Origin of the sequence: Laceyella sacchari (genome assembly GCF_024927925.1) — a bacterium.
GTDB classification, from domain to species: Bacteria; Bacillota; Bacilli; order Thermoactinomycetales; family Thermoactinomycetaceae; genus Laceyella; species Laceyella sacchari.
The window spans coordinates 2,307,226-2,329,651 of sequence record NZ_CP103866.1 but is presented as its reverse complement, the minus strand read 5'-3'; the positions used below and the strand labels follow the sequence as shown (position 1 = coordinate 2,329,651).

The following is a 22,426-nucleotide window of genomic DNA, read 5'->3' as shown; positions in this document are numbered from 1 at the left end:
GAGGAGAGAGGATGAAGCGCATTTTGCTATCTGGTGGTGGAACGGGTGGACATATTTATCCAGCATTAGCCATTGCGCGCACAGTGAAGAAACGATATCCTGATGTAGAAATTGCTTATATTGGAACAGAAGATGGACTGGAATCGCGAATTGTTCCCAAAGAAGGGAACATTCATTACTATACAATAGAGGTTCAAGGATTCAAACGGAGCATTTCTTGGAAAAATGTAAACACGATTCGTACATTCATCAGCGCAGTTAAACGATCCAAAGCATACATAAAGGAATTCCAGCCGGATGTGTTTGTGGGGACGGGCGGTTTCGTTAGCGGACCACCGGTATATGCCGCCCACCGCATGGGAATTCCTACGCTCATCCATGAGCAAAACGTCGTGTTGGGAATGACGACGAAGTTTTTGTCCCGATATGTGGATGTGGTGGCGATCAGCCTAGAGGAGTCACAAAAATATCTGGGGCGTGCCAACCGCATTGTGTTTACGGGAAATCCCCGCGCGACCGAGGTGGTGCAGGCAAGTGCCACCCAAGGACGCAAATCATTGGGGATTGCCGATGTGCATCAGCCGATTGTCTTGCTGTTCGGCGGTAGCCGCGGTGCCAAAGCGATCAATGAAGCGGTCCTGCAGATGGTGGACCGGATGAAAGAACTTCCCCATGTGCATTTTGTCTATGTCACGGGGGAAGTTCATTTTGACGCCATCCGCTCACGGATTCCGATAGAAGAATACCCCAACCTGTCCGTCAAGCCGTTTTTGTACAATATGCCGGACATTCTTGCGGCGACCACTCTTGTTGTGGGACGAGCTGGTGCTTCCACCTTGGCGGAATTGACGGCGCTGGGCTTGCCTTCGGTATTGATTCCTTCGCCTTATGTGGCAAATAACCATCAGGAAGCCAATGCGCGATGGTTGGAAGAGCAGGGTGCTTCTAAAATGCTGTTGGAGAGCGAATTGACCGGAGAGACGCTGTGGCGAGAAATTAAACGCCTGCTTGAAGATCCGGAAGAACATCATGATATGAGTGAAGCGGCACGTCGGTTGGGACGGCCGCAAGCAGCTGAGGTGTTAGTAGATGAATTGGAGAAAATTGCAACAGCCCGCTTTTAATAAGCGCATGCAAGCCAGTGGGCTTTTGTCACATTGCCTGCGCACTGGCATAAACTGTGGTAAACCACTGTCGGTTGGGTTGCAGTCGGAGATGTTTGGTGAGGGGGGACATAGCAAATGAAGCAAGTGATCGAGGAATTGAAGTTAGCGGGTGTGACCGATGTAAGAGAAAATGAACCGTTGTCCCGCCATACCACATGGAAAGTGGGCGGACCCGCCGACATGTTGATTTATCCGCGCAATGAAGAAGGGTTGGAGAAAGCGATGCGGATTGTAAGAGAGCATCGGTTGCCTTGGCGCGCGATTGGTCGAGGCTCTAACCTGCTCGTCCGCGACGGGGGCATTCGCGGTGTTGTGTTCAAGCTGGACGAAGGATTTAACAGTCTTTCGATCGACGGCACCAAAGTGGTTGCGGGAGGAGGGTATTCCACGATCCTGCTGGCCACGATGACCGCCAAACAAGGCTTGACCGGATTGGAGTTTGCTGGGGGCATTCCGGGCAATGTTGGGGGCGCCGTCTACATGAATGCCGGGGCACACGGTTCAGAGATAGCCCGCGTGCTGGAATCGGCGAAGGTGCTTTTGGAATCAGGCGAATGGGTGACACTTTCCAATGAGGAAATGGCGTTTAGTTACCGGACTTCTATTTTGCAAACGGAGATGAAGGGGATTGTCACTGAAGCCACTTTCCGTCTGGAACGGGGCAACAAGGAAGAAATCACGGCCCAATTGGCCAAGTTCAAAGATCGCCGCAGACAGACCCAACCCCTGCAATATCCATGTGCGGGCAGTGTTTTCCGTAATCCTCCTGGCGACTATGCGGGACGGCTGATTCAGGAAGCCGGGCTCAAAGGGTACCGGATTGGGGATGCGGAAGTGTCCGAGATGCACGGGAACTTCATCATCAACCGCGGCAACGCGACGGCGGAAGATGTGTTGAACTTAATTGCTTATGTGAAGAAGACAATCGAAGAAAAATACCAGGTGGTGTTGGAGCCTGAAGTGCAGGTGGTGGGTGAAGCGTAAACGGAGGTGACATATTGGAAGGATTTGTCATCGAAGGTGGAACGCCATTAACGGGGCGGGTGCGTGTACAAGGAGCGAAAAATGCAGCCCTTCCTATCTTGGCGGCCACCGTGCTCGCTGCCGGAACGTACGAAATTCACGATGTGCCCCAACTGACGGACATCGATGCGATGTGCCGCATCTTGGAAAGCCTTGGCGCCAAAGTGGAACGCGCCGGGCACCGGGTTACTGTGGATACGGTCGGGCTCAATCAAACCCACATTCCGGATGAGCTGATGAGCCGTATCCGCTCATCCATTTTTCTGATGGGGCCCTTGCTTGCAAGATTGGGCAAAGTGACCGTGTCACGCCCCGGAGGATGCGCCATTGGCAAACGGCCGATCAATTTACACTTGAAAGGATTGGCTTGTTTGGGAGTGAATGTGGTGGAAGAAGGGGATATCATCGCGTGTAGTGCTCCTGAGTTGAAGGGGGCAGAAATTGCCCTGGACTTCCCCAGTGTTGGAGCGACTGAGAACATCATGATGGCCGCAGTGTGTGCCACGGGAGAAACCGTGATCACCAATGCCGCGCGCGAACCGGAGATTGTCGACTTAGCCGCGTTTCTCAATAAGATGGGAGCCAAAGTGCAAGGGGCGGGTGAGTCTACCATCGTCATTCAAGGGGTCCCGAAGATGCAGGCTACGAATCATTCGGTCATGCCAGATCGGATCGTCGCCGGAACGTTGATCATTGCGGCCGGAGCAACTGGCGGTGAGGTGGAGCTTGACAACGTGGTGCCAGAACATCTGGAAAGTGTCATTGAACCATTGCGACAGACCGGGCTCGCCATTGAAACGGCAGAGAGGGGATTGCGGGTAAAGGCAGATCGAAAGCTAAATGGCATTCCGCACATCGTCACCACTCCTTATCCGGGTTTCCCGACGGATATGCAACCGCAAATGCTAACGCTACTCACCTTGTGTGAGGGAACAAGCCGCGTGACGGAAAAAATCTTCGATTCCCGCTTGAAGCACGTGGAGGAATTGAAAAAAATGGGGGCCGAGATTCGGCTGGTAGGGGATACCGTGACAGTTCACGGTGTCAGACGGCTGAAGGGCGCCCATGTATGCGCGACAGACTTGCGCGCCGGTGCTGCTCTGGTGATCGCGGCGCTAAACGCGCAAGGAAGATCGGTAGTTGCCGGAGTTGAACATGTCGATCGGGGATATGAACGGCTCGATGAAGTGATCGCCCAACTGGGAGGACAAATTCATAGAGTGGCCTTGAAAAAACAGTAGCACATCCCGTGCTTCTGTTTTTTGTGTTAAAATTCATGTGAGCCCCGGCTGTTTGTGGTAATATATAGGGAAGACTATAAGATTTAGTGTGAATGAACAGACAGACGATTGGTGTTGTGGAAAGGAGTCACTACCATGGATGAGCGTATTCCTCACTTTCGCTCACGGGTAGGAAGAAGACGTTCCCCTGCACCCTGGTTGTTCGTGTTCATCTTTGTGTTTTTTTTGGGAATGTTATTTATCCTATTCTTGCGTTCACCGCTTAGCAAAATAGAAACGATCCATATCAGTGGTCATCATCTGGTGAAAGCGGATGAAATATTGGCGAAAACACGGATGAAAAAAGGAATTTCTTATTTCAGCATCGATGGCGCAAGTGCAGAGCAAGCGCTTATGCAGTTGCCTGAAGTGAAAAGAGCCAGCGTGGTCACACGCTTTCCCAATCAGGTGTACATACGAGTAGAAGAGTGGCCTCCCGTCGCAATATTCGAAACAAATGATCAAAAACTCCTGCCCATACTCTCAAATGGAACGATACTTGCCGCAAGGCCCTATCTGACGAATCGGCCGCATCAGCCGATTTTCAGGGGATGGGCCCGCATGAACCCGACTTTCACCTCAGCAGTAAAGCAAATTGCTCGATTGCCCGAACCAATACGCAAAAAATTTATCACCATATCCCCTGCCGCTACCGATGCGGAACAGGTGGAAATCCAGAGTGACAGACAACATCGGATTTATGTCCGAGCTAAAGAATTAGCTGACAAATGTCAATATTATCCCTCATTTTACCAGCATCCGCCAGGAGCGATCTACTTGTTGGAGAGCATCTGGTTTGCACCGGAGAGGTTAGGGAAGCCCCAACTTCAATCGGAGACGGAATGAGGATATTTCCATGATTGGGAAAATATGTAAGTTTGAGGAAGAAAAATGAACAGTTTTAAGAGGGGAAATTCCCCCGGCTGTTGAATATGGTTTGTAAGTATTTCCTCCCTTTCCCTACTTACAGATCTCTTTATTCAAACAGAGTTTTACTTCTCGGGCAAGGAGGTGCCCAGGATTGAGCAATGAAGATTTTGTGATTGCTTTGGATTTAGGCTCATCACAGGTTCGTGTTATCGTAGCAGAAATCAATCCGGACGGAACAACGCACATTGTTGGTGTTGGAACAGCTGATTCACTGGGGATGAAAAAGGGAGCCATCATCAATATCGATCAGGCGGTTCAATCCATTCGTGAAGCGGTAGACCATGCCGAACGCATGGTTGGAATAGAGATTTCGGAAGTCTATATCGGAGTGTCTGGGCATCATGTCTCATTGCAACCCAGTCATGGTGTGGTAGCAGTGGCCAGTGAAGACAGAGAGATCGGCTATCATGATATTGACCGTGTTTTACAGGCAGCCCGTGTCATTGCCATACCGCCGGAACGGGCAATTGTCGAAGTGGTTCCGAAACAATTCATCGTTGATGGATTAGATGATATCCGAGATCCGAATGGGATGATCGGCGTTCGTTTGGAGGTAGACGCGCTCATTGTCACCGGAGCGAAAACGATTATCGAAAATTTACTTAGATGCATCGAACGTGCGAATTTGAGCATCGCGGGCATGGTTTTCCTGCCATTGGCGGTCAGCGAACTCTGTCTGTCCACGGATGAGAAGAACCTTGGCGTGGTCGTGGCTGATATCGGCGGTGGGACGACGACGTTGACGGTGTTCCAACAGGGACATTTGGCCGGCACTTCGGTGATTCCCATCGGTGGGGAGTACATCACCAATGACATCGCCATCGGCTTACGAACGCAGACTAGCACCGCGGAAGAAGTGAAATGCAAATACGGTGTGGCCAGCAAGGATTTTGCTGATGTAAATGAAACATTTCAAGTGCAAACGATCGGCACGACGCGTGAGCGAACGGTCACCCAGCTGGAACTCTCGCAAATCATCGAACCCCGGTTGGAGGAGATGTTTCATCTGATCAAGCAGCAAGTTAAAGCAATGGGATTTTCCGATGAGCCCGCTGGAGGGTACGTGTTAACAGGGGGGGTCATGGCCACCAAACAGATCATTCATGTCGCCCAGAGCCAATTGGGTGCCGCGGTACGCATCGCTGTCCCCAAAAACATCGGTGTCAAAGAGCCAGCGTATACGGGAGGGGTGGGGATGATCCACTATCTGCAGAAACGGGGCGTGCTCCAGCCGACCAACCCGAGACCTGCCCACCCTCCGCGACAGAAAGGGAAACGGCCGCCTTCTGCGTTAGAGAGAGTGAAGAGTTGGTTAAGTGAATTCATCTAGGTCATTTGATTATTGTTACATCAGTAGAGATTGTATTGGAGGGACAAGATCATGTTAGATTTTGATCTGGAAATGGAACAAATCGCCCAGATTAAAGTGATCGGTGTGGGTGGTGGCGGTAGCAATGCGGTTAACCGCATGATCGAAGCGGGGGTGCAAGGGGTCGAATTCATCGCCGTTAACACTGACGCCCAAGCGCTCAGCCGTGCCAAAGCCCCTATCCGTTTGCAAATCGGGGAGAAGCTGACACGTGGCTTGGGGGCTGGTGCCAAGCCGGAGATTGGCAAAAAAGCGGCCGAAGAGAGCCGGGAGCAGCTTGAAAATGTATTGAAAGGCGCAGACATGGTGTTTGTTACTGCGGGTATGGGAGGCGGAACAGGAACGGGGGCTGCACCGGAAATCGCTTCGATCGCTCGGGAATTGGGCGCACTTACCGTCGGCGTGGTCACCAAGCCGTTTACCTTTGAAGGAAGACGGCGGGCGAGCCAAGCTGAACAAGGGGTAGCCGCGTTGAAAGAGAACGTGGACACGTTGATCGTCATCCCCAACGACCGATTGTTGGATATTGTCGACAAAAACACGCCCATGCTGGAAGCGTTCCGTGAAGCGGATAACGTCTTGCGGCAAGGTGTGCAAGGGATTTCCGATTTGATTGCCGTTCCTGGCTTGATTAACTTGGACTTCGCCGACGTGCGTACGATTATGACCGAACGTGGTTCCGCACTGATGGGTATCGGGTCGGCAACGGGCGAGAGCCGCGCAGCGGAAGCGGCCAAAAAGGCGATTTGCAGCCCATTGTTGGAAACATCTATCGATGGTGCGCGCGGGGTACTGATGAATATTACCGGTGGAACCAACTTGAGTTTGTACGAAGTGTATGAAGCGGCCGATATCGTGACACAAGCCTCGCATCCGGAAGTTAACATGATTTTCGGTGCGGTGATCAATGAAGACTTGAAAGATGAGATCTTGGTCACGGTGATCGCGACGGGCTTTGACCATGAGCAACAAGAGAAACACATTTCGATACAACCCCCCAAATCAAGCAAGCCGATGTTTGTCAATCAGCAATCGCAAAAAGAAGAGCCGACTTTCTCCCCATTTAGCCGTGTTGAAAAGGAAAAACAAAACGCAAATAATGATTTCATCGATCCTTACGGGCATTTGGAAGTGCCGACTTTCTTGCGCAACCGCAAAAAATAGAGGAGCGAGCCAAGGCGGGGAGCTTTGCATCAACTGGGAGTGTTGTTCCAGGAAACGACCACGGCTCGCCCGGAATCAGGCTGCTTGTCAATCAGCGAGGAGATACCTTAAACAGGTATCTCTTTTTTTGTTGGGCTTTTCCAATCTTGAGTGCAGGACGAAGCTGGCACGTTAGCAGAGGTTCCCAGCATGACATGAGCAGGGATGCCGGCAGGAGTGGGCGGTGAACCTCAGCGTTCGACGAAACAAGTCAAAGAACCAATCCAAGAAGCGACAGACTTTGAACCAAAGCTTGGGATATACTGATTTCACTTCAATCTGAAGGGGGAAGGGCATGGTTGTTTACGCCGATATGATTTTCCTCCTCAACGGAACCATTGATTACTTGCTGTTGTGGTTGACGGCGGGTATTCGCAAACAACCGACCAAAGTTTGGCGGTTGTTGCTGGCCGCGTGCGTGGGTGGCGCCTATTCGATGTTGCACTTATGGCCGCAATTTGCGTTGGCGTATTTCTTTCCAGTCAAAATCTTGGTTTCTTTGGCGATGGTGGGGATCGCGTATGGATTTCATCACCCGTTGGCGTTTATTCGCAATCTCGGGGTTTTTTACTTGGTTTGCTTTATCGCCGGCGGAGCGATGATCGCTTTTCATTATGTCATTACAGGAGACAGCCAAGTGGCTGGTGGGCTGTATTTGACCCACTCTGCTCAGGGCTGGGGTTCTCCTGTATCATGGGCCCTCATTTTGTGTGGATTTCCGCTTGTGTGGCTGTACACCAGGTTTTCGTTGCGTTCATTGAAGGAAAATCATCGGATTCAACAGTACATGACCGAAGTTCGCATCCATCTCAACCAGCACTGCTTGGAATGTGTCGGGCTTGTTGACACCGGAAACCAACTGCGTGATCCAATTACCCGGACGCCGGTGATGATTGTGGAACTGGATCGGTTGAAAGTTTGTTTTCCGGAAGAATTAGAACAGATGTTGCGCCAGTGGGATTGGGAAGCGGGCTGGTCCAATTTGCCGGCGGCTTGGATAAACCGGATTCGAGTCATCCCATATCGGGCCGCGGGGAAAGAACAGGAGATGATGATCGCCATCAAACCGGATGTTGTGGAAATTTTGCAAGGGAATCAATGGCATAAAATCAAAAAAATTCTCATAGGTATAGATGTCGGGCGCCTTTCGTCTGATGGGACTTACCAAGCGATTATTCATCCGTCCTGTTATGATCTTGAGCCGCGGGAGCAGATAGAACAAATCGTTGGGGGGGTATGAGGATGTTTGTCAAATGGAGATTGGCGGTGCAATTGTTTTGGTACCGTCTACTTATGCAAATCGGCTTGAAAGGGGAAGAAGTTTATTATATCGGCGGGAGTGAGGCCCTGCCTCCGCCGTTGACCCGGGAGGAAGAAGAACATCTGTTGGAAAAGTTACCGAGCGGGGATTCCGCTGTTCGGGCTTTGCTCATTGAGCGCAATCTGCGGCTGGTGGTCTACATTGCACGCAAATTTGAAAACACCGGGATTCACATTGAAGATCTGGTCTCGATCGGCACGATTGGCCTGATTAAAGCCGTCAACACCTTTGATCCCACCAAGAAAATCAAGCTGGCTACCTATGCTTCCCGATGCATTGAGAATGAAATCCTCATGTTTTTGCGGCGCAACAACAAAATTCGTTCAGAAGTTTCTTTTGATGAGCCGCTTAATACAGACTATGACGGGAATGAATTGTTGTTGTCAGATGTGCTAGGCACAGAGAATGACACTATCTACCGCGACATTGAAGATGAAGTAGATCGCAAGATTTTGCGGACGGCGCTGTCGAATCTATCAGATCGGGAGCGTAAAATCATGGAGTTGCGTTTTGGGTTAAATGGCGGCGAAGAGAAGACCCAGAAGGATGTAGCTGACATGCTCGGGATATCGCAGTCTTACATTTCCCGTTTGGAGAAAAGAATTATTAAGAGATTGCGTAAAGAATTCAATAAAATGGTTTAATTTCCTTCTTATTATAAATCCCCTTCCTCAGGACATACTGAAAATTAGTTCCAGCCTGAGGAGGGGAATTCATGGCGCGAAACAAAGTGGAGATATGCGGCGTTGATACTTCTAAACTCCCCGTTCTTAAAAATCAGGAGATGCGGGTGCTGTTTCAACAGCTGCAAGCGGGTGACCGTTCCGCGCGCGAAAAACTGGTCAATGGGAATCTACGCTTGGTATTGAGTGTAATCCAACGCTTTAACAATAGAGGGGAATGCGTGGATGATCTGTTTCAGGTTGGTTGCATCGGATTGATGAAAGCGATTGACAACTTTGATCTCGGCCAGAACGTCAAATTTTCTACCTATGCCGTGCCCATGATTATTGGCGAGATCAGAAGATACTTGCGTGATAATAATCCGATCCGTGTGTCCCGATCGTTACGAGACATCGCTTACAAAGCGTTGCAAGTTCGGGATTCGTTGACAAATCTGCATTCGCGTGAACCCACGATTTTGGAAATTTCACGTGCGTTAAACGTGCCTAAGGAAGATGTGGTGTTCGCATTGGACGCCATCCAAGATCCGGTTTCTTTGTTTGAACCGGTGTATCAGGACGGTGGCGATCCCATTTTCGTCATGGATCAATTGAGCGATGAAAAGTCCAGAGATGCCCAGTGGCTGGAAGGAATCGCTTTAAATGAAGCGATGAGCAAGTTAAATGACAGGGAAAAAATGATTTTGTCCATGCGCTTTTTTGAAGGTAAGACGCAGATGGAAGTGGCTGAAGAAATAGGGATTTCCCAAGCTCAGGTTTCTCGCCTGGAGAAAGCGGCCATTGCTCAGATGAACAAGTTTATCACCTAAATAGAATAGATTCGCAAGCCTATGCTTGCTCAAAAGCCCAATCGCCTAGGATTGGGCTTTTGTATGGAAATAGGCCGTACATTTACGGGAATCCGCACATATACATATAGAAATAACCATTGTGCGGAAAGTGGGGAGACGTGTGAAAATATCAGAGTTGCAGGCGAAAGATGTCGTCAATATTGCTGATGGTCGTAAATTGGGCCAAATCTACGACTTGGATTTGGATTTGCGACGGGGCGTGATTCATGCCATTGTTGTGCCGGGTGAAAGCAAATGGTTTGGTTTTGTTAGCAGTGGCCACGAATGGGTCATCCCATGGCGGCAAATTGTGAAGATCGGTTCGGATGTGATTTTGGTACGTTTGGAAGAGAGTGTCGAGCGGCGCGGTTATTATTTGCCGGATGAGGCCGCTGTCGATTAAAAGTTGCAGCGGGCCGGGAAAAGCGCTGGAGGAGGCGGATTGCGCCTCCTTTGTTGACAATGGAAGATATGGTAATATGAAACGAAGGGGGGGAGTGTATGGAACCATTTCAATACCGTGACAACAAAGTGCCCATGTTTGAGCTGACCGCGTGGCAGAATCAATTTCCGCACCTCCGTGTCGGTTTCAGTGCGAGAAGGGCGGGCGAAGATGCCGACTGCCGCAATTATGCACTCCACGTGGGAGATCGGCCGCGGCAAGTGGTGGACAACCGCCGGGAATTGAGCGAAGAACTGGACTTTTCCTTTGATGCTTGGACCTGCGCGGAACAAGTCCATGGCGTACATATTGAACAAGTGTCGGCGGCGGATCGCGGCAAAGGGAAGGACGGACGCCAAACCGCCTACCAAGAGACTGACGGCCTTTTTACCCGTGAGCCAGGGGTTTTGTTGGCAGCGTATTTCGCCGACTGTGTGCCTTTGTACTTTTATCATCCGCAATCAGACTTGGTGGGAGTGGCTCATGCCGGCTGGAAAGGGACGGTTGGCCAAATTGGCGCCCACATGATTAAACGTTTTTGTGAACAAGGCGCGAAGCCAGAAGAGATATGGGTGGCTATCGGTCCGTCGATCGGGCCTTGTTGCTATGAGGTTGATGAACGGGTGATAGGCCCGATGCGTGAAGCGATACACAGCCAAGAGGCGCTGGAGCGGATTGCGGTGAGTCATGTTCCCGGCAGGTGGCAATGTGATTTGAAGCGAGCCAATGCCGAAATTTTTTTGCAGGCGGGGATATTGCCTGAGCATATGGCTGTAAGCAAATGGTGTACGAGTTGCGATCATTCCTACTTTTACTCCCACCGCCGGGACAAAGGAAAAACGGGACGGATGGTCGCTTGGATCGGAAAGCAGGAAAGGTGATTCTCATGAACGAATTTGGTAAACATTGGGAAAAGGTGCAAGAGCGTATTCAAGCAGCTTGCCGGCGGGCTAACCGGGATCCGCGCGAAATCGGGGTGGTGGCTGTCACCAAATACAGCGATGTGGAGGATACCGCCCGCTTGCTTGACTTAGGCCTAACCCATGTCGGGGAGAATAAGGTACAGGACGCTGTTCCCAAATGGAAAGTGCTCGGCGACCGTGGCACTTGGCACTTCATCGGACACATGCAACGCAACAAAGTAAAAGAGATCATCGGCCGGTTCCAATACCTGCATTCACTGGATCGGATTTCCCTGGCGCAGGAGATTGACCGCCGGGTGCGTCAAAAAGAAGCTGAGCCTTTGTCCTGTTTTTTGCAGGTGAATGTGTCGGGTGAAGAAAGCAAATTTGGAATTTCCCCGAAAGAATTAGAAGAATTTGCGAAAGAAGTGGCGAATTATTCTACGATTGAGGTGGCCGGACTGATGACCATGGCGCCCATCGTCGAAAATCCGGAGGAAGTACGGCCCATCTTCCGCGAACTGAAGCGGTTGCAAAAACAATTACAACGGTTAGACCAGCCCCGTTTACGTGTGCCTCATTTGTCCATGGGCATGTCTCAAGATTTTGAGATCGCGATTGAAGAAGGGGCCACATGGGTCCGGCTTGGATCTGTGTTAGTTGGAGGAGGCAAACGGGGACGGTAGCCTTTGAAGGAGGCGAAATCAATGACTTTCATGGAGAAGATCATGGGCTTTTTCGGTGTGAGCGAAGACGACGATTCATACGATGATGATGAGCTTGAACATGAAGATGGGACAAGCCGTCATCTAAAAGGGAGGAGCAATATCGTATCCTTGCACACGCAAAAAAACATCCGCCTCGTCTTGTTTGAACCCCGTAGCTATGAAGAATCTCCCGAAATCGCAGATCACCTGAAAAGCCATCGTCCGGTTGTTGTCAATCTCCAACTCGTCCGTCGTGATCAAGGCGTGCGCATCATCGACTTTTTGAGCGGAACAGTATATGCTTTAGGGGGCAATATTCAAAAGTTGGGCAACAACATTTTTATTTGCACCCCGGCCAACGTGGATATCACGGGCTCGATCACCGATTTCCTGAAAGATGATGAGCTAAAAGATTTGAGGTGAACAGAAAGCTCATGTTGATTTATCAAGTGGTTGACACGTTATTTACCATCTACCAATTTGTGCTGATTATTTACATCCTTGCGTCATGGTTGCCGCAGGTGTATGAATCCCCCGTCGGACAATTGCTTGCGCGCTTGTCAGAACCGTACTTGTCAGTCTTTCGCCGATTCATCCCGCCGATCGGTTTTATTGACATCTCGCCGATTGTGGCGTTATTCGCCCTCCATTTCATCCGATTGGGCGTCATGACCATCATCAGTTGGGTGATCTGATAAAGTGAGACGAGAGAAGGAAACATTGTTCATGCACTTCCGCCCAGAGGAGCGGATCGTGGTTGAACGTGCACTTGATTGGGCGTGGAAAGTGGCGCATCAGCACCAAACGGTGTTGACCAATTTCCTCGATCCTCGCGAGCGGGACATTGTCAACATGGTGGTGCGGCGCCAACCCGACTTGAATGTATGGTCGGATGGCGGGCATGCGGATGCGGAGCGCCGCCGTGTGTTTATCGCACCCGACTACGTTGTGGAAGACCCTGAGATGTTTGGGCTCACGTACTTGCGCATAGAAGCAAATAGTGGAAAGAAATTGGAACACCCCGATGTATTGGGGGCGCTTCTCGGGCTAGGCATCAAGCGGGAAAAGCTGGGTGACATCCTTCCTCATGACACCGGATGCGACCTGGTTGCCGCTTCTGAACTGGAGGGATTGCTCCTGATGCAAGTTGGACAAATCGGTCGCGAGCATGTTAACATAAGAACGATTGCTCGCGATGAACTGGCTCATCCCTCGCAAAAGAAGAGGGTGCACGCGGTTACGGTTGCTTCCCTGCGCATCGATGCGGTGCTTGCCGAAGGGTTTCGGATCTCCAGGTCAAAGGTGGCGCAACTCATAAAAAGTGGAAAGTGCAAAGCCAATTATAAGATTGTAGATCAGCCTGACTTTACGGTTGCGCAAGGGGATCTGCTTTCACTTAGAGGATTCGGACGGTTATATGTCGAAAGTATTGGCGGCAATACCAAAAAAGGGCGCATTTGGTTAGACTTGGTGGAATTCGCATGAATGTCAAGTCTTTTTTGAAAGTCGCTTATAGAATTTCGGCGGGATATTTGGTAATATTGTCGAATAGAAAAGATTGTATTTGTCCAGGAGGTGCGGATGATGCCGCTAACGCCTTATGATATACACAATAAAGAGTTTAAAAGATCGTTCCGTGGATATGATGTAGATGAAGTAAACGAATTTCTTGATCAGATTATCAAAGATTTTGAATTGCTGACCCGCGAGAAGCTGGAGTTGGAACAGCAAGTGGAAGAGTTGCAAGCGGAGATCGAACGCTTGATGGAAGGCGAATCCATGTTCCAAACGGGTCCGCAACCACAACCGGTGCAGCAGGTGCAACAAATGCAACAGATGCAACCGCAACCGACGCAAGCACCGATGCCCCGTTATTCGGAGCCGATGCCGATGCAACCACCTGCGGCAACACTGGCTTCCATGGAGCAAAGCATTCACAAGTCGATTCGCGTGGCACAAGAAGTGGCGGAAGAAGTGCGCTTGAACGCCAAAAAAGAAGCCGAGTTGATCGTGCAAGAAGCGGAGAAAAACGCAGACCGTATCATCAACGAGGCGTTGCAAAAAGCCCGCGCCATTCACAGCGAATTGCTTGATCTCAAACAGAAAGCGACAGTATACCGCGCCCGTTTCCGCACCTTGGTGCAATCCCATTTGGATATCTTGGAAAACTCCGATTGGGAATCCTTGGAGGAATTGGAGCAAGGTTTGGAAGAGAAAGGGAAGCAAATCGAGCAGTATGCCGAGAGCCAACCAACGGAGCTTCTGTTGGAGCAACCATCCCATGGGTACCAAGAGTATGCAACGCAAGAATTTGACAACAATGATTTCCATACAGGTCAGGACTTCCATACAGGTCAACAGGATTTCCATACAGGTCAGGACTTCCACGCAACGCAAGAGTATCACACCAATGAATTCCATAACATGGAAGATACCAGCGTGATTGACAACAGCATGTTGGATGAAGTGGCAGCCACCTATATGGATGAAGAGGAAGAGCCGCGCCGGGAGTTGCGCAGCAGAAAATCCCGTACATTAAAGAAAAAAGCGATGTTTTAACTGGCTTAACCTGCCACCGTTCGATGAAATTACTCAAATAAATAGAGTCCAACGGTAAGGAAAGGGAAGAGTAGATAGATGTGCTCGCGTTCCAGCGAATTAGGGGTGGTGAAAGCCTAATCCGAGTATCTATCGAAAATCACCCTGGAACTGTCACCTGAACCTTGGAGTAAGGTCGACCGCGTCATTCACGTTACGGATGTGCAAGTGGCTTTGTTGTCTGTTGAGCCAGGACATAAAGCTAGTAGGGTGGTACCGCGGGAAACCTTCTCGTCCCTTGAGGATGAAGAAGGTTTTTTTTATTGTCAGAACCGATCTGAACCTGGGATATTCCAATGAATGGCGCAAGTCGTTGTCCAGAGAGAGAAACGAAAACAGAATAAAAGGAGTCATGTTCTATGGCAGACTACAGCAAAACAGTCAATCTACCGAAAACTGAATTTCCGATGCGGGGAAACCTCCCGAACAAGGAGCCAGAAATGCAAAAATGGTGGGAAGAAGTGAACATCTACCAACAAGTGCTTGATAAGCGGAAGGGAAATCCTAGCTTTATTCTGCATGACGGCCCCCCATATGCCAACGGCGACATCCATATCGGGCATGCTTTGAACAAAACGCTGAAAGATTTTATCATTCGTTACAAGTCGATGAAAGGGTATTATGCCCCCTATGTTCCCGGATGGGACACCCACGGATTGCCGATTGAACATGCGGTGGTGACCAAGAAAAAAGTGGATCGTCGCAGTGTGGATCCGGTGGAGTTCCGTGAGAAATGCAAGGAGTACGCGCTTTCCTTTGTCGAGAAGCAAAAAAGTCAGTTCAAGAGATTGGGAGTCCGGGGAGATTGGGACAATCCGTACATCACCCTGTTGCCTGAATATGAAGCGGCGCAAATTCGCGTATTTGGTGAGATGGTTAAGCAGGGTCACATCTATCGCGGCATGAAGTCGATCTATTGGTCCCCCACTTCGGAAACCGCGTTGGCGGAAGCTGAGATTGAGTACCATGATAAGCGTTCTGCCTCCATCTATGTGATGTTCCCGGTGAAACAAGGTAATGGTGTGTTGCCTGTGGACGACACCTATGTGGTGATCTGGACGACGACGCCTTGGACGATTCCGGCCAACGTGGCGATCTGCCTAAATGAAGAATTGGAGTATAGTTTGGTTGAAACCGATGGCCGCAAACTCTTGATGGCTACTGCCTTGGTTGAAGAAGTGATGAAAGTGGCGGAGCTGACAGAGTATAAGACGGTTGCACAATACAAGGGAAGCGATTTGGCCGGTGTGGTATGCCAGCATCCTTTGTATGATCGGGAAAGCCCGATTGTGTTTGGTGACCATGTGACGGTGGATGCGGGAACCGGTTGTGTGCATACGGCTCCTGGACACGGTGAAGAGGACTTCCGCGTTGGCCAAAAATACAATTTGGAAGTGCTGTGCCCTGTAGACGACAAGGGTCGGCTGACGGCGCAAGCACCCGGATTTGAAGGGCTGTTTTATGATGACGCCAACAAGCCGATCACGGAGAAATTGGCGGAACGTGGCTACCTGTTGAAGCTGCAATTCATCACGCATCAGTATCCACATGATTGGCGCACCAAAAAGCCGGTCATCTTCCGGGCAACAGAGCAATGGTTCGCTTCGGTTGATGGGTTCCGTCAGGCGATGCTCGATGAGATCAAAAAAGTGAAATGGACGCCGGCCTGGGGTGAATTGCGCATTCACAACATGATCGCGGACCGGGGAGACTGGTGTATTTCCCGGCAACGGATCTGGGGAGTGCCATTGCCGATCTTCTACTGTGAGAAATGTGGCGAGCCCCATATCACAGAAGAGACGATTGAATTTATTTCCGACCTGTTTGCACGCGAAGGCTCGTCCGCTTGGTATGCCAAAGATGTGCATGAATTGATGCCGGAAGGACAATCCTGCCGGGCTTGCCACGGTACGGAGTTCCGCAAAGAAACCGACACGATGGATGTGTGGTTCGATTCAGGTTCCAGCCATAAGGCGGTGTTGGAGGGTCGTGAAGATCTGAGTTGGCCTGCTGATCTGTACTTGGAAGGTTCCGACCAATATCGTGGATGGTTCAACTCTTCCTTGTCCACCGCGGTAGCGACCAAAGGGCAGGCTCCTTATAAGCAAGTGCTCAGCCATGGGTTTACGATGGATGGTGAAGGGCGCAAGATGTCCAAGTCATTGGGCAACACCATCGAACCTGCCAAAGTGATCAATATGTATGGGGCCGATATTCTGCGCTTGTGGGTTGCTTCTAGCGATTATCAATCGGATCAGCGTCTGTCGGATGCCATTCTGAAGCAAATCGCTGAAGTGTATCGCAAACTCCGCAACACCTTCCGTTTCTTGCTGGGGAATTTGCATGGCTTTGATCCAGCTACAGACCGTCTGCCATATGAGCAATTGACCGAGCTGGACCGCTTTGCCTTGGCGAAGTTGCAACGGTTGATCGACCGGGTGACCAAAGGGTATGACGAGTATGACTTCCATCAGGTATATGTGGACTTGCACACCTTCTGCAATGTGTTCTTGAGCCAGTTTTATCTGGATGTATTGAAAGACCGCCTGTACGTATTGCCAGATGATGCCCCAGTGCGCCGTTCCGCGCAAACCGTGCTTTATGACATGTTGCAAGCTTTGGTGACGATGGTGGCACCGATCATCCCGCACACTGCTGATGAAGTGTGGAAACACGTGCCAGGCGTGACAGAGATCAGTGTGCAATTGGCCGATTTCCCAGTCAGCAATCCTGCGTATGCAGATGAAGCGTTGGAGGTCAAGTGGGATCGCTTGCTTGAGTTGCGCGATGTGGTGTTAAAGGCGTTGGAAGAAGCACGGGCCGCGAAATTGATCGGCAACTCGCTGGGGGCCAAAGTGGTGTTAACCCCGAATGAGGAAGTGGCCACCCTGCTGGCTGAATCTGAAGAATTGGATCAACTCTTCATCGTATCGCAAGTGGAGTTGAAGCCAGCTTCGGCGGATGTAAGCAAGGAAGCGAAATTGCACGTTGAAGTAGAAGTGGCTGAAGGGGAGAAATGCGACCGTTGCCGCATGATCCTGCCGTCTGTCGGCACACACGCTGACCATCCGGAGTTGTGCAGTCGTTGTGTGGACATTGTGCGTGAGCATTATCCTGATGTGACTGCCGAATAAAATATGCTGGCCTCACGCATGCTAGAAGCTTAAGAATGGAGGCTAAGCAGGATTTTGTCAACGAATGAAAGACCCCATTAGCACATGGGGTCTTTTTTATTTGGCATCGGCGCTTGTTAAAGGCAGGATAGGTTGTAAAGGCGTGAAGAAGCAGCCAGAAGGGTAAGCCCCGGCGATGCAGAAGCAATCAAAAAAACGCACCCCCACGGCGGGGATGCGTTTTTGCTTTTGTTATGAGCGGACCGTTTGCGATGCCGCTTTTGGCCTAATAAACAAGGAGGCCAGCGTCAGCACAACCACCACGCTGAGGTAGACGGCATTGTTGACCAGATTTTTCGGATCAGCCAGAATGAAGCCGAAGATGACGAGCAAAATCAGCACCGTCAGCCCAGTCAAATAAGGGAAGAATGCAACCCGGTATTTCAATTGTCCGTCATATGTGGGTCGTAACTTGAGTTGGGCTAGGCAGATCAAGATCCAAATGAGCAAGACTGTCAGCCCAGGAATGCCCATCAGATATTGAAAGACAGAGTCTTTGGCGATGAAGGCCGCGACAGCGCCCAACAAAAGGCCGACACCACTGATCATCAGCCCGAATACGGGCACCCCTGTCTGACTGGTTCGGGTAAACAGCGCTGGGGCTTCCCCATCCCTCGCCAACGAATAGATCATGCGCGAGGTCGCGTACATGCCCGAGTTGGCTGCGGAGATAACAGCAGTCAACATGATGAAGTTCATCACATGGGCTACGCCTTTAAGTCCTACCGCAGAGAGCACTTGCACAAACGGACTGGCTTGTGAGCCTACTTGATCCCATGGAACCAGCATGGTGATCAACAAGATTGGCAAGGCGTAAAAGAGGCAAATGCGATAGATGACGCCTTGCATCACTTTGGGAAGGGTGTGGTCGGCGTCTTTCATTTCGGTGATGGAGAGCCCGACCAGTTCGGTGCCACCATAGGAAAAGATTACGATCAATAACGACGAAATCACACCCATCCAGCCGAGTGGAATGAATCCGCCGTGAGCTGTCAGGTTACTTGCCGATGGTGGATCGGCAACAGGGATGAGGCCCAAGATCAACGCTGCACTCAACAAAATGAAGACAACCAGCGTGACCACTTTGATCCCTGTAAGCCAAAACTCGATTTCTCCGTATAAGCGCACGCTAAACAAATTGATGAAAATGACAAAGAGTGCGGAAAACAAGCTGAGCGCCCAAACGGGAACATTGGAAAACCAATAATGCAAAAAGGTGCCGGCTGCAACGATTTCCAGCGCCATCACGATGATCCAGAGAAAAAAGTAAAGCCAACCGACGATAAAGGATGTCCGGTAACCAAATGCACGGTGAATAAATCCACGCAAATCGACGCCTGGAATAGCCATCCCCATTTCAGCCAAGGCGCTCATGACGATGAAGAGGAGGCCTCCGGCAGCAAGATAAGCGATGATAACCCCGGGGCCGGCGGCGGAGATGGTTTCCGAACTGCCTTGAAAGATGCCTGTACCGATGGCACCACCTAATGCCATCATTTGTACGTGTCGGGGCAGCAGTTGTTTTTTTAATTGATTGCCCATGTTTGTCCACCCTTTCGCTTCATTGCCTAAAAGCATAACAGCAATAAAGTATTTTGGGAAGGGTGTAATTAAAATAAAGTTAATTGGAAATAATCTAATACCTATTGAGCATAAATGGTCGTGATGGTGATTGTTGCTCACCCGCTTCATTTTCTCTTTCCATCCTCCCATTTCCAGAGGAAATCGAACCGACTCGGGACAGCATAAACAGTAAGCAAATTGACTTGATGGGAGGCATGAATATGAACGGGCAACAGTTGGGCCTATTGCGGCAACAATTGCTACAAGAAAAGCAAGAAATCGAAGAGCGGATGGCGCATAATGACAACTATGGCACGGCAACGGGGATGAACGCCTCAGTTGGAGAATTGTCTGGCTACGATAACCATCCCGCCGATTTGGGAACGGAGATGTTTGAGCGTGGCAAGGATTTGGCTTTGAATGAAGCGGATGAACGTCATCTGCAAGAGATTGAAGAAGCCCTCAACCGGATGGAACAGGGCACGTACGGAATTTGCAAACAATGTGGTCAAGAAATTCCGTTTGAACGACTGGAAGCCATGCCGACAGCTGATTATTGTGTTGAACACCGTCCACATCCCCACATCTCTTCCAACCGTCCGGTTGAAGAACAGGTGGTGCAACCAGGACATCACCATCACGACGAAAGTGACTACAATTTTTATGACGGTGAAGATGCTTGGCAAGAAGTGGAACAGTATGGGACGTCGAATCCGCCGGATTTTTTTGCAGAAGCCCGCAGTTACAATGAATTGACAGTCGACCACAATGAACAGCGCGGGTATATCGACTTGGTCGAAGGCTTTGCGATTACTGATATGGATGGGAATTCAGCCGAAATCACCGAGATTACTCACAACCAGGCATACCGCCAAAAAAGATCGCGAAGAGACCCTTCGTGACCCAGACCAAGACTTTATCGGTTAAAAGGGTGTCTCAACTTGTTCGGACAGATTGCCCTGTGCTACAATCAGATGGAAAAAGGAAACTGTTCGACTGTGGGAGACAGGAGGAAGACAGTTGAGATATTTTTTTACCTCACTCGGCATTTTGATTTTGGACCAATGGACAAAGTGGTTAGTGGTTCACCATATGAGCTTGTATGAATCGATTCCGGTGCTCCAAGGCTTTTTTTACATCACCTCGCACCGCAATCGTGGAGCAGCGTTTGGGATTTTGCAAAACAAGCAGTGGTTATTTATCATCATCACCTTTATCGTGATCGGTTTTGTGCTGTATTATTTATGGCAACTGAAACATGAGCGTCCAATCATGTCCTTCTCGTTTTCCTTGATATTGGGAGGAGCGATCGGCAACTTGATCGACCGGTTGCGGAGTGGGGAAGTGGTCGACTTTTTGCATTTCCAATTCGGCTCTTATCAATTTCCTATATTTAATGTTGCCGATTCAGCGATTGTGGTCGGTGTGATCGTGTTGATCATCCTCACTTTGATCAGCCCCACGGTTGAACCGAATGAATCGTTGTCTGAAGCGAGGGACTCTTAAATGGCAGAAACAATGGACATCGTGGAGCGCCACGAGTGGGAAGTTACAGAGGAATATGAAGGAGAGCGGCTGGATAAGTTCCTGCCGTCTTTTCATGAGGAGTGGTCTCGGGCGCGGGTGCAAGATTGGATCCGCGACGGGCTTGTCCGAGTAAACGGGCAAGTGAAGAAAAGCAATTACCGTTTGAAGCAGGGCGATCAGGTTGTGTTCGATGAACCGCCCATCGCGGAATTGGAGGTGGCCGCGGAAGCGATCCCGCTGGATATCCGTTATGAGGATCAAGATGTGATTGTGGTCAACAAGCCGCGCGGCATGGTGGTTCATCCTGGAGCTGGAAACGAGACGGGGACACTGGTCAACGCATTGTTGGCCCATTGCAAGGGAGAGCTGTCCGGCATTGGCGGGGTGGCTCGCCCAGGCATCGTCCATCGGATCGATAAAGACACCTCTGGTCTGTTGATGGTGGCTAAAACAGATTTGGCTCATCAGTCCTTGGTGGAACAGTTGAAGGAACACTCCGTTGAACGGGTGTATGTCGCTGTGGTGCACGGGGTGATCCCGCATGAGCATGGCACCGTAGACGCCCCGTTGGGACGTGATCCTAACCATCGCCAGCGGATGACGGTCATTCATAAAAACAGCAAGCACGCCGTCACGCATTTCACTGTGCTGGAACGGCTGAAAAATGCTTCATTAGTGGAGTGCCGCCTGGAAACGGGGAGAACGCATCAGATTCGTGTCCATATGAAGTACATCGGTTATCCGCTTATCGGCGACCCCGTATATGGACCGAAAAAGAACAGTCATCCGATTACGGGGCAGGCACTACACGCCAAGGTGATCGGTTTCACCCATCCTCGGACAGGTGAACGGATTCGCATCGAAGCAGAACTTCCAGCGGATATGGAAAATTTAATTCGTACATTAAAGATGAAATAGAACCATTTTCTGTTGACAACCGCTTCCAACTGATGCATAATACATCTAAGCGAAGGGAACCTTTAAATCCAGTCCAGAGAGGCTGGCAAGGGCACGGTTTAATATGGGTGCAGTATGTCTTCCAGTGCTTCTTGTCCAGCGATGGCCAAGAAGCTTTTTTTGTGCCCTGTAAGATCAGATGAAAGAGGGGGAAACCGGTTTGGAAAAAGAAAAAGTGATTCTGGATGAAGCGGCGATCCGCAGGGCGCTAACCCGGATTGCCCATGAGATCTTGGAACGCAACAAGGGCATTGACCATTGCATCTTGGTCGGCATCAAGACAAGAGGAGCGTATCTCGCCCAGCGTTTGGCGGAACGGATTCACCACATCGAAGGAAAAACGATGCCGATCGGTGAATTGGACATCACCTTGTACCGGGATGATCTTACTGAAAAGCATGAGCATCCTCAAGTGAAAGAGACGGATGTGCCGGACATCACTGGCAAAAAAGTGATTTTAGTGGATGATGTACTCTACACGGGGCGCACCGTGCGGGCGGCGATGGATGCCTTGATCGACCGGGGCCGGCCGCAGATGATCCAGTTGGCGGTGCTGGTCGATCGCGGACATCGTGAGCTGCCGATCCGTCCCGATTACGTCGGCAAAAACGTGCCGACTTCCCGCACGGAGTTGGTATCTGTCTGCTTAAGTGAAGTGGATCAAGGAGAAGATCGGGTAAGCATTACAAATCGATAAGTAAGTCCCTTTTAATTCGGTCCCGTGAGGCCGGCAAAGGGAACGCGGAATTGCG

At 50.3% G+C, this 22,426-nt stretch carries 22 protein-coding genes and 1 other annotated feature; of the genes, 21 read left to right on the top strand and 1 reads right to left on the bottom strand.

Translation table 11 applies throughout. The annotated features are described in order from the left end of the window. Positions 1 to 11: 11 nt before the first annotated feature. The 17 genes from murG (at position 12) to ileS (ending at position 17,588) form a co-directional block, all read left to right on the top strand. The gene (gene murG, locus NYR52_RS11245) at positions 12 to 1,124 is read left to right on the top strand and encodes an undecaprenyldiphospho-muramoylpentapeptide beta-N-acetylglucosaminyltransferase (protein ID WP_132222337.1); all 1,113 of its coding nucleotides are present in this window, start codon (positions 12 to 14) and stop codon (positions 1,122 to 1,124) included. A gap of 117 nt (positions 1,125 to 1,241) precedes the next feature. Then, positions 1,242 to 2,150, top strand: coding sequence for a UDP-N-acetylmuramate dehydrogenase (murB, locus tag NYR52_RS11240; RefSeq protein WP_132222335.1), 909 nt, complete (start codon positions 1,242 to 1,244; stop codon positions 2,148 to 2,150). Between the two features lie 14 nt (positions 2,151 to 2,164). Beyond that, the gene (gene murA, locus NYR52_RS11235; RefSeq protein ID WP_132222333.1) at positions 2,165 to 3,430 is read left to right on the top strand and encodes a UDP-N-acetylglucosamine 1-carboxyvinyltransferase; all 1,266 of its coding nucleotides are present in this window, start codon (positions 2,165 to 2,167) and stop codon (positions 3,428 to 3,430) included. A gap of 135 nt (positions 3,431 to 3,565) precedes the next feature. Then, a complete protein-coding gene (locus tag NYR52_RS11230) occupies positions 3,566 to 4,315 on the top strand; it encodes a cell division protein FtsQ/DivIB (RefSeq protein WP_259435662.1) in 750 nt (249 codons plus the stop codon). A 175-nt stretch (positions 4,316 to 4,490) separates the two neighbouring features. After that, positions 4,491 to 5,729 (top strand): cell division protein FtsA, encoded by a 1,239-nt coding sequence (gene ftsA, locus NYR52_RS11225; RefSeq protein WP_132222329.1) that lies wholly within the window; start codon positions 4,491 to 4,493, stop codon positions 5,727 to 5,729. Positions 5,730 to 5,780: 51 nt separating this feature from the next. Then, positions 5,781 to 6,932, top strand: a complete 1,152-nt coding sequence (gene ftsZ / locus NYR52_RS11220; protein ID WP_022736451.1) for a cell division protein FtsZ — start codon at positions 5,781 to 5,783, stop codon at positions 6,930 to 6,932. A 334-nt stretch (positions 6,933 to 7,266) separates the two neighbouring features. Continuing rightward, positions 7,267 to 8,211 (top strand): sigma-E processing peptidase SpoIIGA, encoded by a 945-nt coding sequence (gene spoIIGA, locus NYR52_RS11215; RefSeq protein ID WP_259435661.1) that lies wholly within the window; start codon positions 7,267 to 7,269, stop codon positions 8,209 to 8,211. 2 nt (positions 8,212 to 8,213) lie between these two features. Next, entirely contained in the window at positions 8,214 to 8,936 is a 723-nt protein-coding gene (gene sigE, locus NYR52_RS11210) for an RNA polymerase sporulation sigma factor SigE (RefSeq protein ID WP_022736449.1), read from the top strand. A 71-nt stretch (positions 8,937 to 9,007) separates the two neighbouring features. Next, the gene (gene sigG, locus NYR52_RS11205; protein WP_022736448.1) at positions 9,008 to 9,784 is read left to right on the top strand and encodes an RNA polymerase sporulation sigma factor SigG; all 777 of its coding nucleotides are present in this window, start codon (positions 9,008 to 9,010) and stop codon (positions 9,782 to 9,784) included. Between the two features lie 142 nt (positions 9,785 to 9,926). Continuing rightward, positions 9,927 to 10,208, top strand: a complete 282-nt coding sequence (locus tag NYR52_RS11200) for a YlmC/YmxH family sporulation protein (RefSeq protein ID WP_223247953.1) — start codon at positions 9,927 to 9,929, stop codon at positions 10,206 to 10,208. A 98-nt stretch (positions 10,209 to 10,306) separates the two neighbouring features. Beyond that, a complete protein-coding gene (pgeF, locus tag NYR52_RS11195; protein WP_132222323.1) occupies positions 10,307 to 11,128 on the top strand; it encodes a peptidoglycan editing factor PgeF in 822 nt (273 codons plus the stop codon). A gap of 5 nt (positions 11,129 to 11,133) precedes the next feature. Continuing rightward, positions 11,134 to 11,835 (top strand): YggS family pyridoxal phosphate-dependent enzyme, encoded by a 702-nt coding sequence (locus NYR52_RS11190; RefSeq protein WP_132222321.1) that lies wholly within the window; start codon positions 11,134 to 11,136, stop codon positions 11,833 to 11,835. 21 nt (positions 11,836 to 11,856) lie between these two features. After that, on the top strand, positions 11,857 to 12,279 hold the full coding sequence (locus NYR52_RS11185) for a cell division protein SepF (protein WP_132222319.1): 423 nt from the start codon (positions 11,857 to 11,859) through the stop codon (positions 12,277 to 12,279). Positions 12,280 to 12,290: 11 nt separating this feature from the next. Further along, a complete protein-coding gene (locus tag NYR52_RS11180) occupies positions 12,291 to 12,551 on the top strand; it encodes a YggT family protein (RefSeq protein WP_022736443.1) in 261 nt (86 codons plus the stop codon). 4 nt (positions 12,552 to 12,555) lie between these two features. Continuing rightward, positions 12,556 to 13,341 (top strand): YlmH family RNA-binding protein, encoded by a 786-nt coding sequence (locus NYR52_RS11175; RefSeq protein WP_132222317.1) that lies wholly within the window; start codon positions 12,556 to 12,558, stop codon positions 13,339 to 13,341. A gap of 99 nt (positions 13,342 to 13,440) precedes the next feature. Beyond that, positions 13,441 to 14,415, top strand: a complete 975-nt coding sequence (locus NYR52_RS11165) for a DivIVA domain-containing protein (RefSeq protein WP_375163203.1) — start codon at positions 13,441 to 13,443, stop codon at positions 14,413 to 14,415. Positions 14,416 to 14,463: 48 nt separating this feature from the next. Further along, positions 14,464 to 14,696 (top strand) — a binding site (T-box leader). A gap of 117 nt (positions 14,697 to 14,813) precedes the next feature. Then, positions 14,814 to 17,588, top strand: a complete 2,775-nt coding sequence (gene ileS / locus NYR52_RS11160; protein WP_132222315.1) for an isoleucine--tRNA ligase — start codon at positions 14,814 to 14,816, stop codon at positions 17,586 to 17,588. 231 nt (positions 17,589 to 17,819) lie between these two features. On the opposite strand, the gene NYR52_RS11155 is transcribed toward ileS, so the two are convergent. Next, on the bottom strand, positions 17,820 to 19,169 hold the full coding sequence (locus NYR52_RS11155) for an amino acid permease (protein WP_132222313.1): 1,350 nt from the start codon (positions 19,167 to 19,169) through the stop codon (positions 17,820 to 17,822). Positions 19,170 to 19,411: 242 nt separating this feature from the next. On the opposite strand from NYR52_RS11155, the gene NYR52_RS11150 reads away from it, so the two are divergent. The 4 genes from NYR52_RS11150 (at position 19,412) to pyrR (ending at position 22,371) form a co-directional block, all read left to right on the top strand. After that, a complete protein-coding gene (locus NYR52_RS11150; protein WP_259435660.1) occupies positions 19,412 to 20,092 on the top strand; it encodes a TraR/DksA C4-type zinc finger protein in 681 nt (226 codons plus the stop codon). A 118-nt stretch (positions 20,093 to 20,210) separates the two neighbouring features. Further along, entirely contained in the window at positions 20,211 to 20,696 is a 486-nt protein-coding gene (lspA, locus tag NYR52_RS11145) for a signal peptidase II (protein WP_022736437.1), read from the top strand. Further along, complete coding sequence (locus NYR52_RS11140; protein ID WP_246026933.1) at positions 20,697 to 21,635, top strand: RluA family pseudouridine synthase; 939 nt, start codon at positions 20,697 to 20,699, stop codon at positions 21,633 to 21,635. Between the two features lie 178 nt (positions 21,636 to 21,813). Further along, positions 21,814 to 22,371, top strand: a complete 558-nt coding sequence (gene pyrR, locus NYR52_RS11135; RefSeq protein WP_375163150.1) for a bifunctional pyr operon transcriptional regulator/uracil phosphoribosyltransferase PyrR — start codon at positions 21,814 to 21,816, stop codon at positions 22,369 to 22,371. Positions 22,372 to 22,426 lie beyond the last annotated feature (55 nt).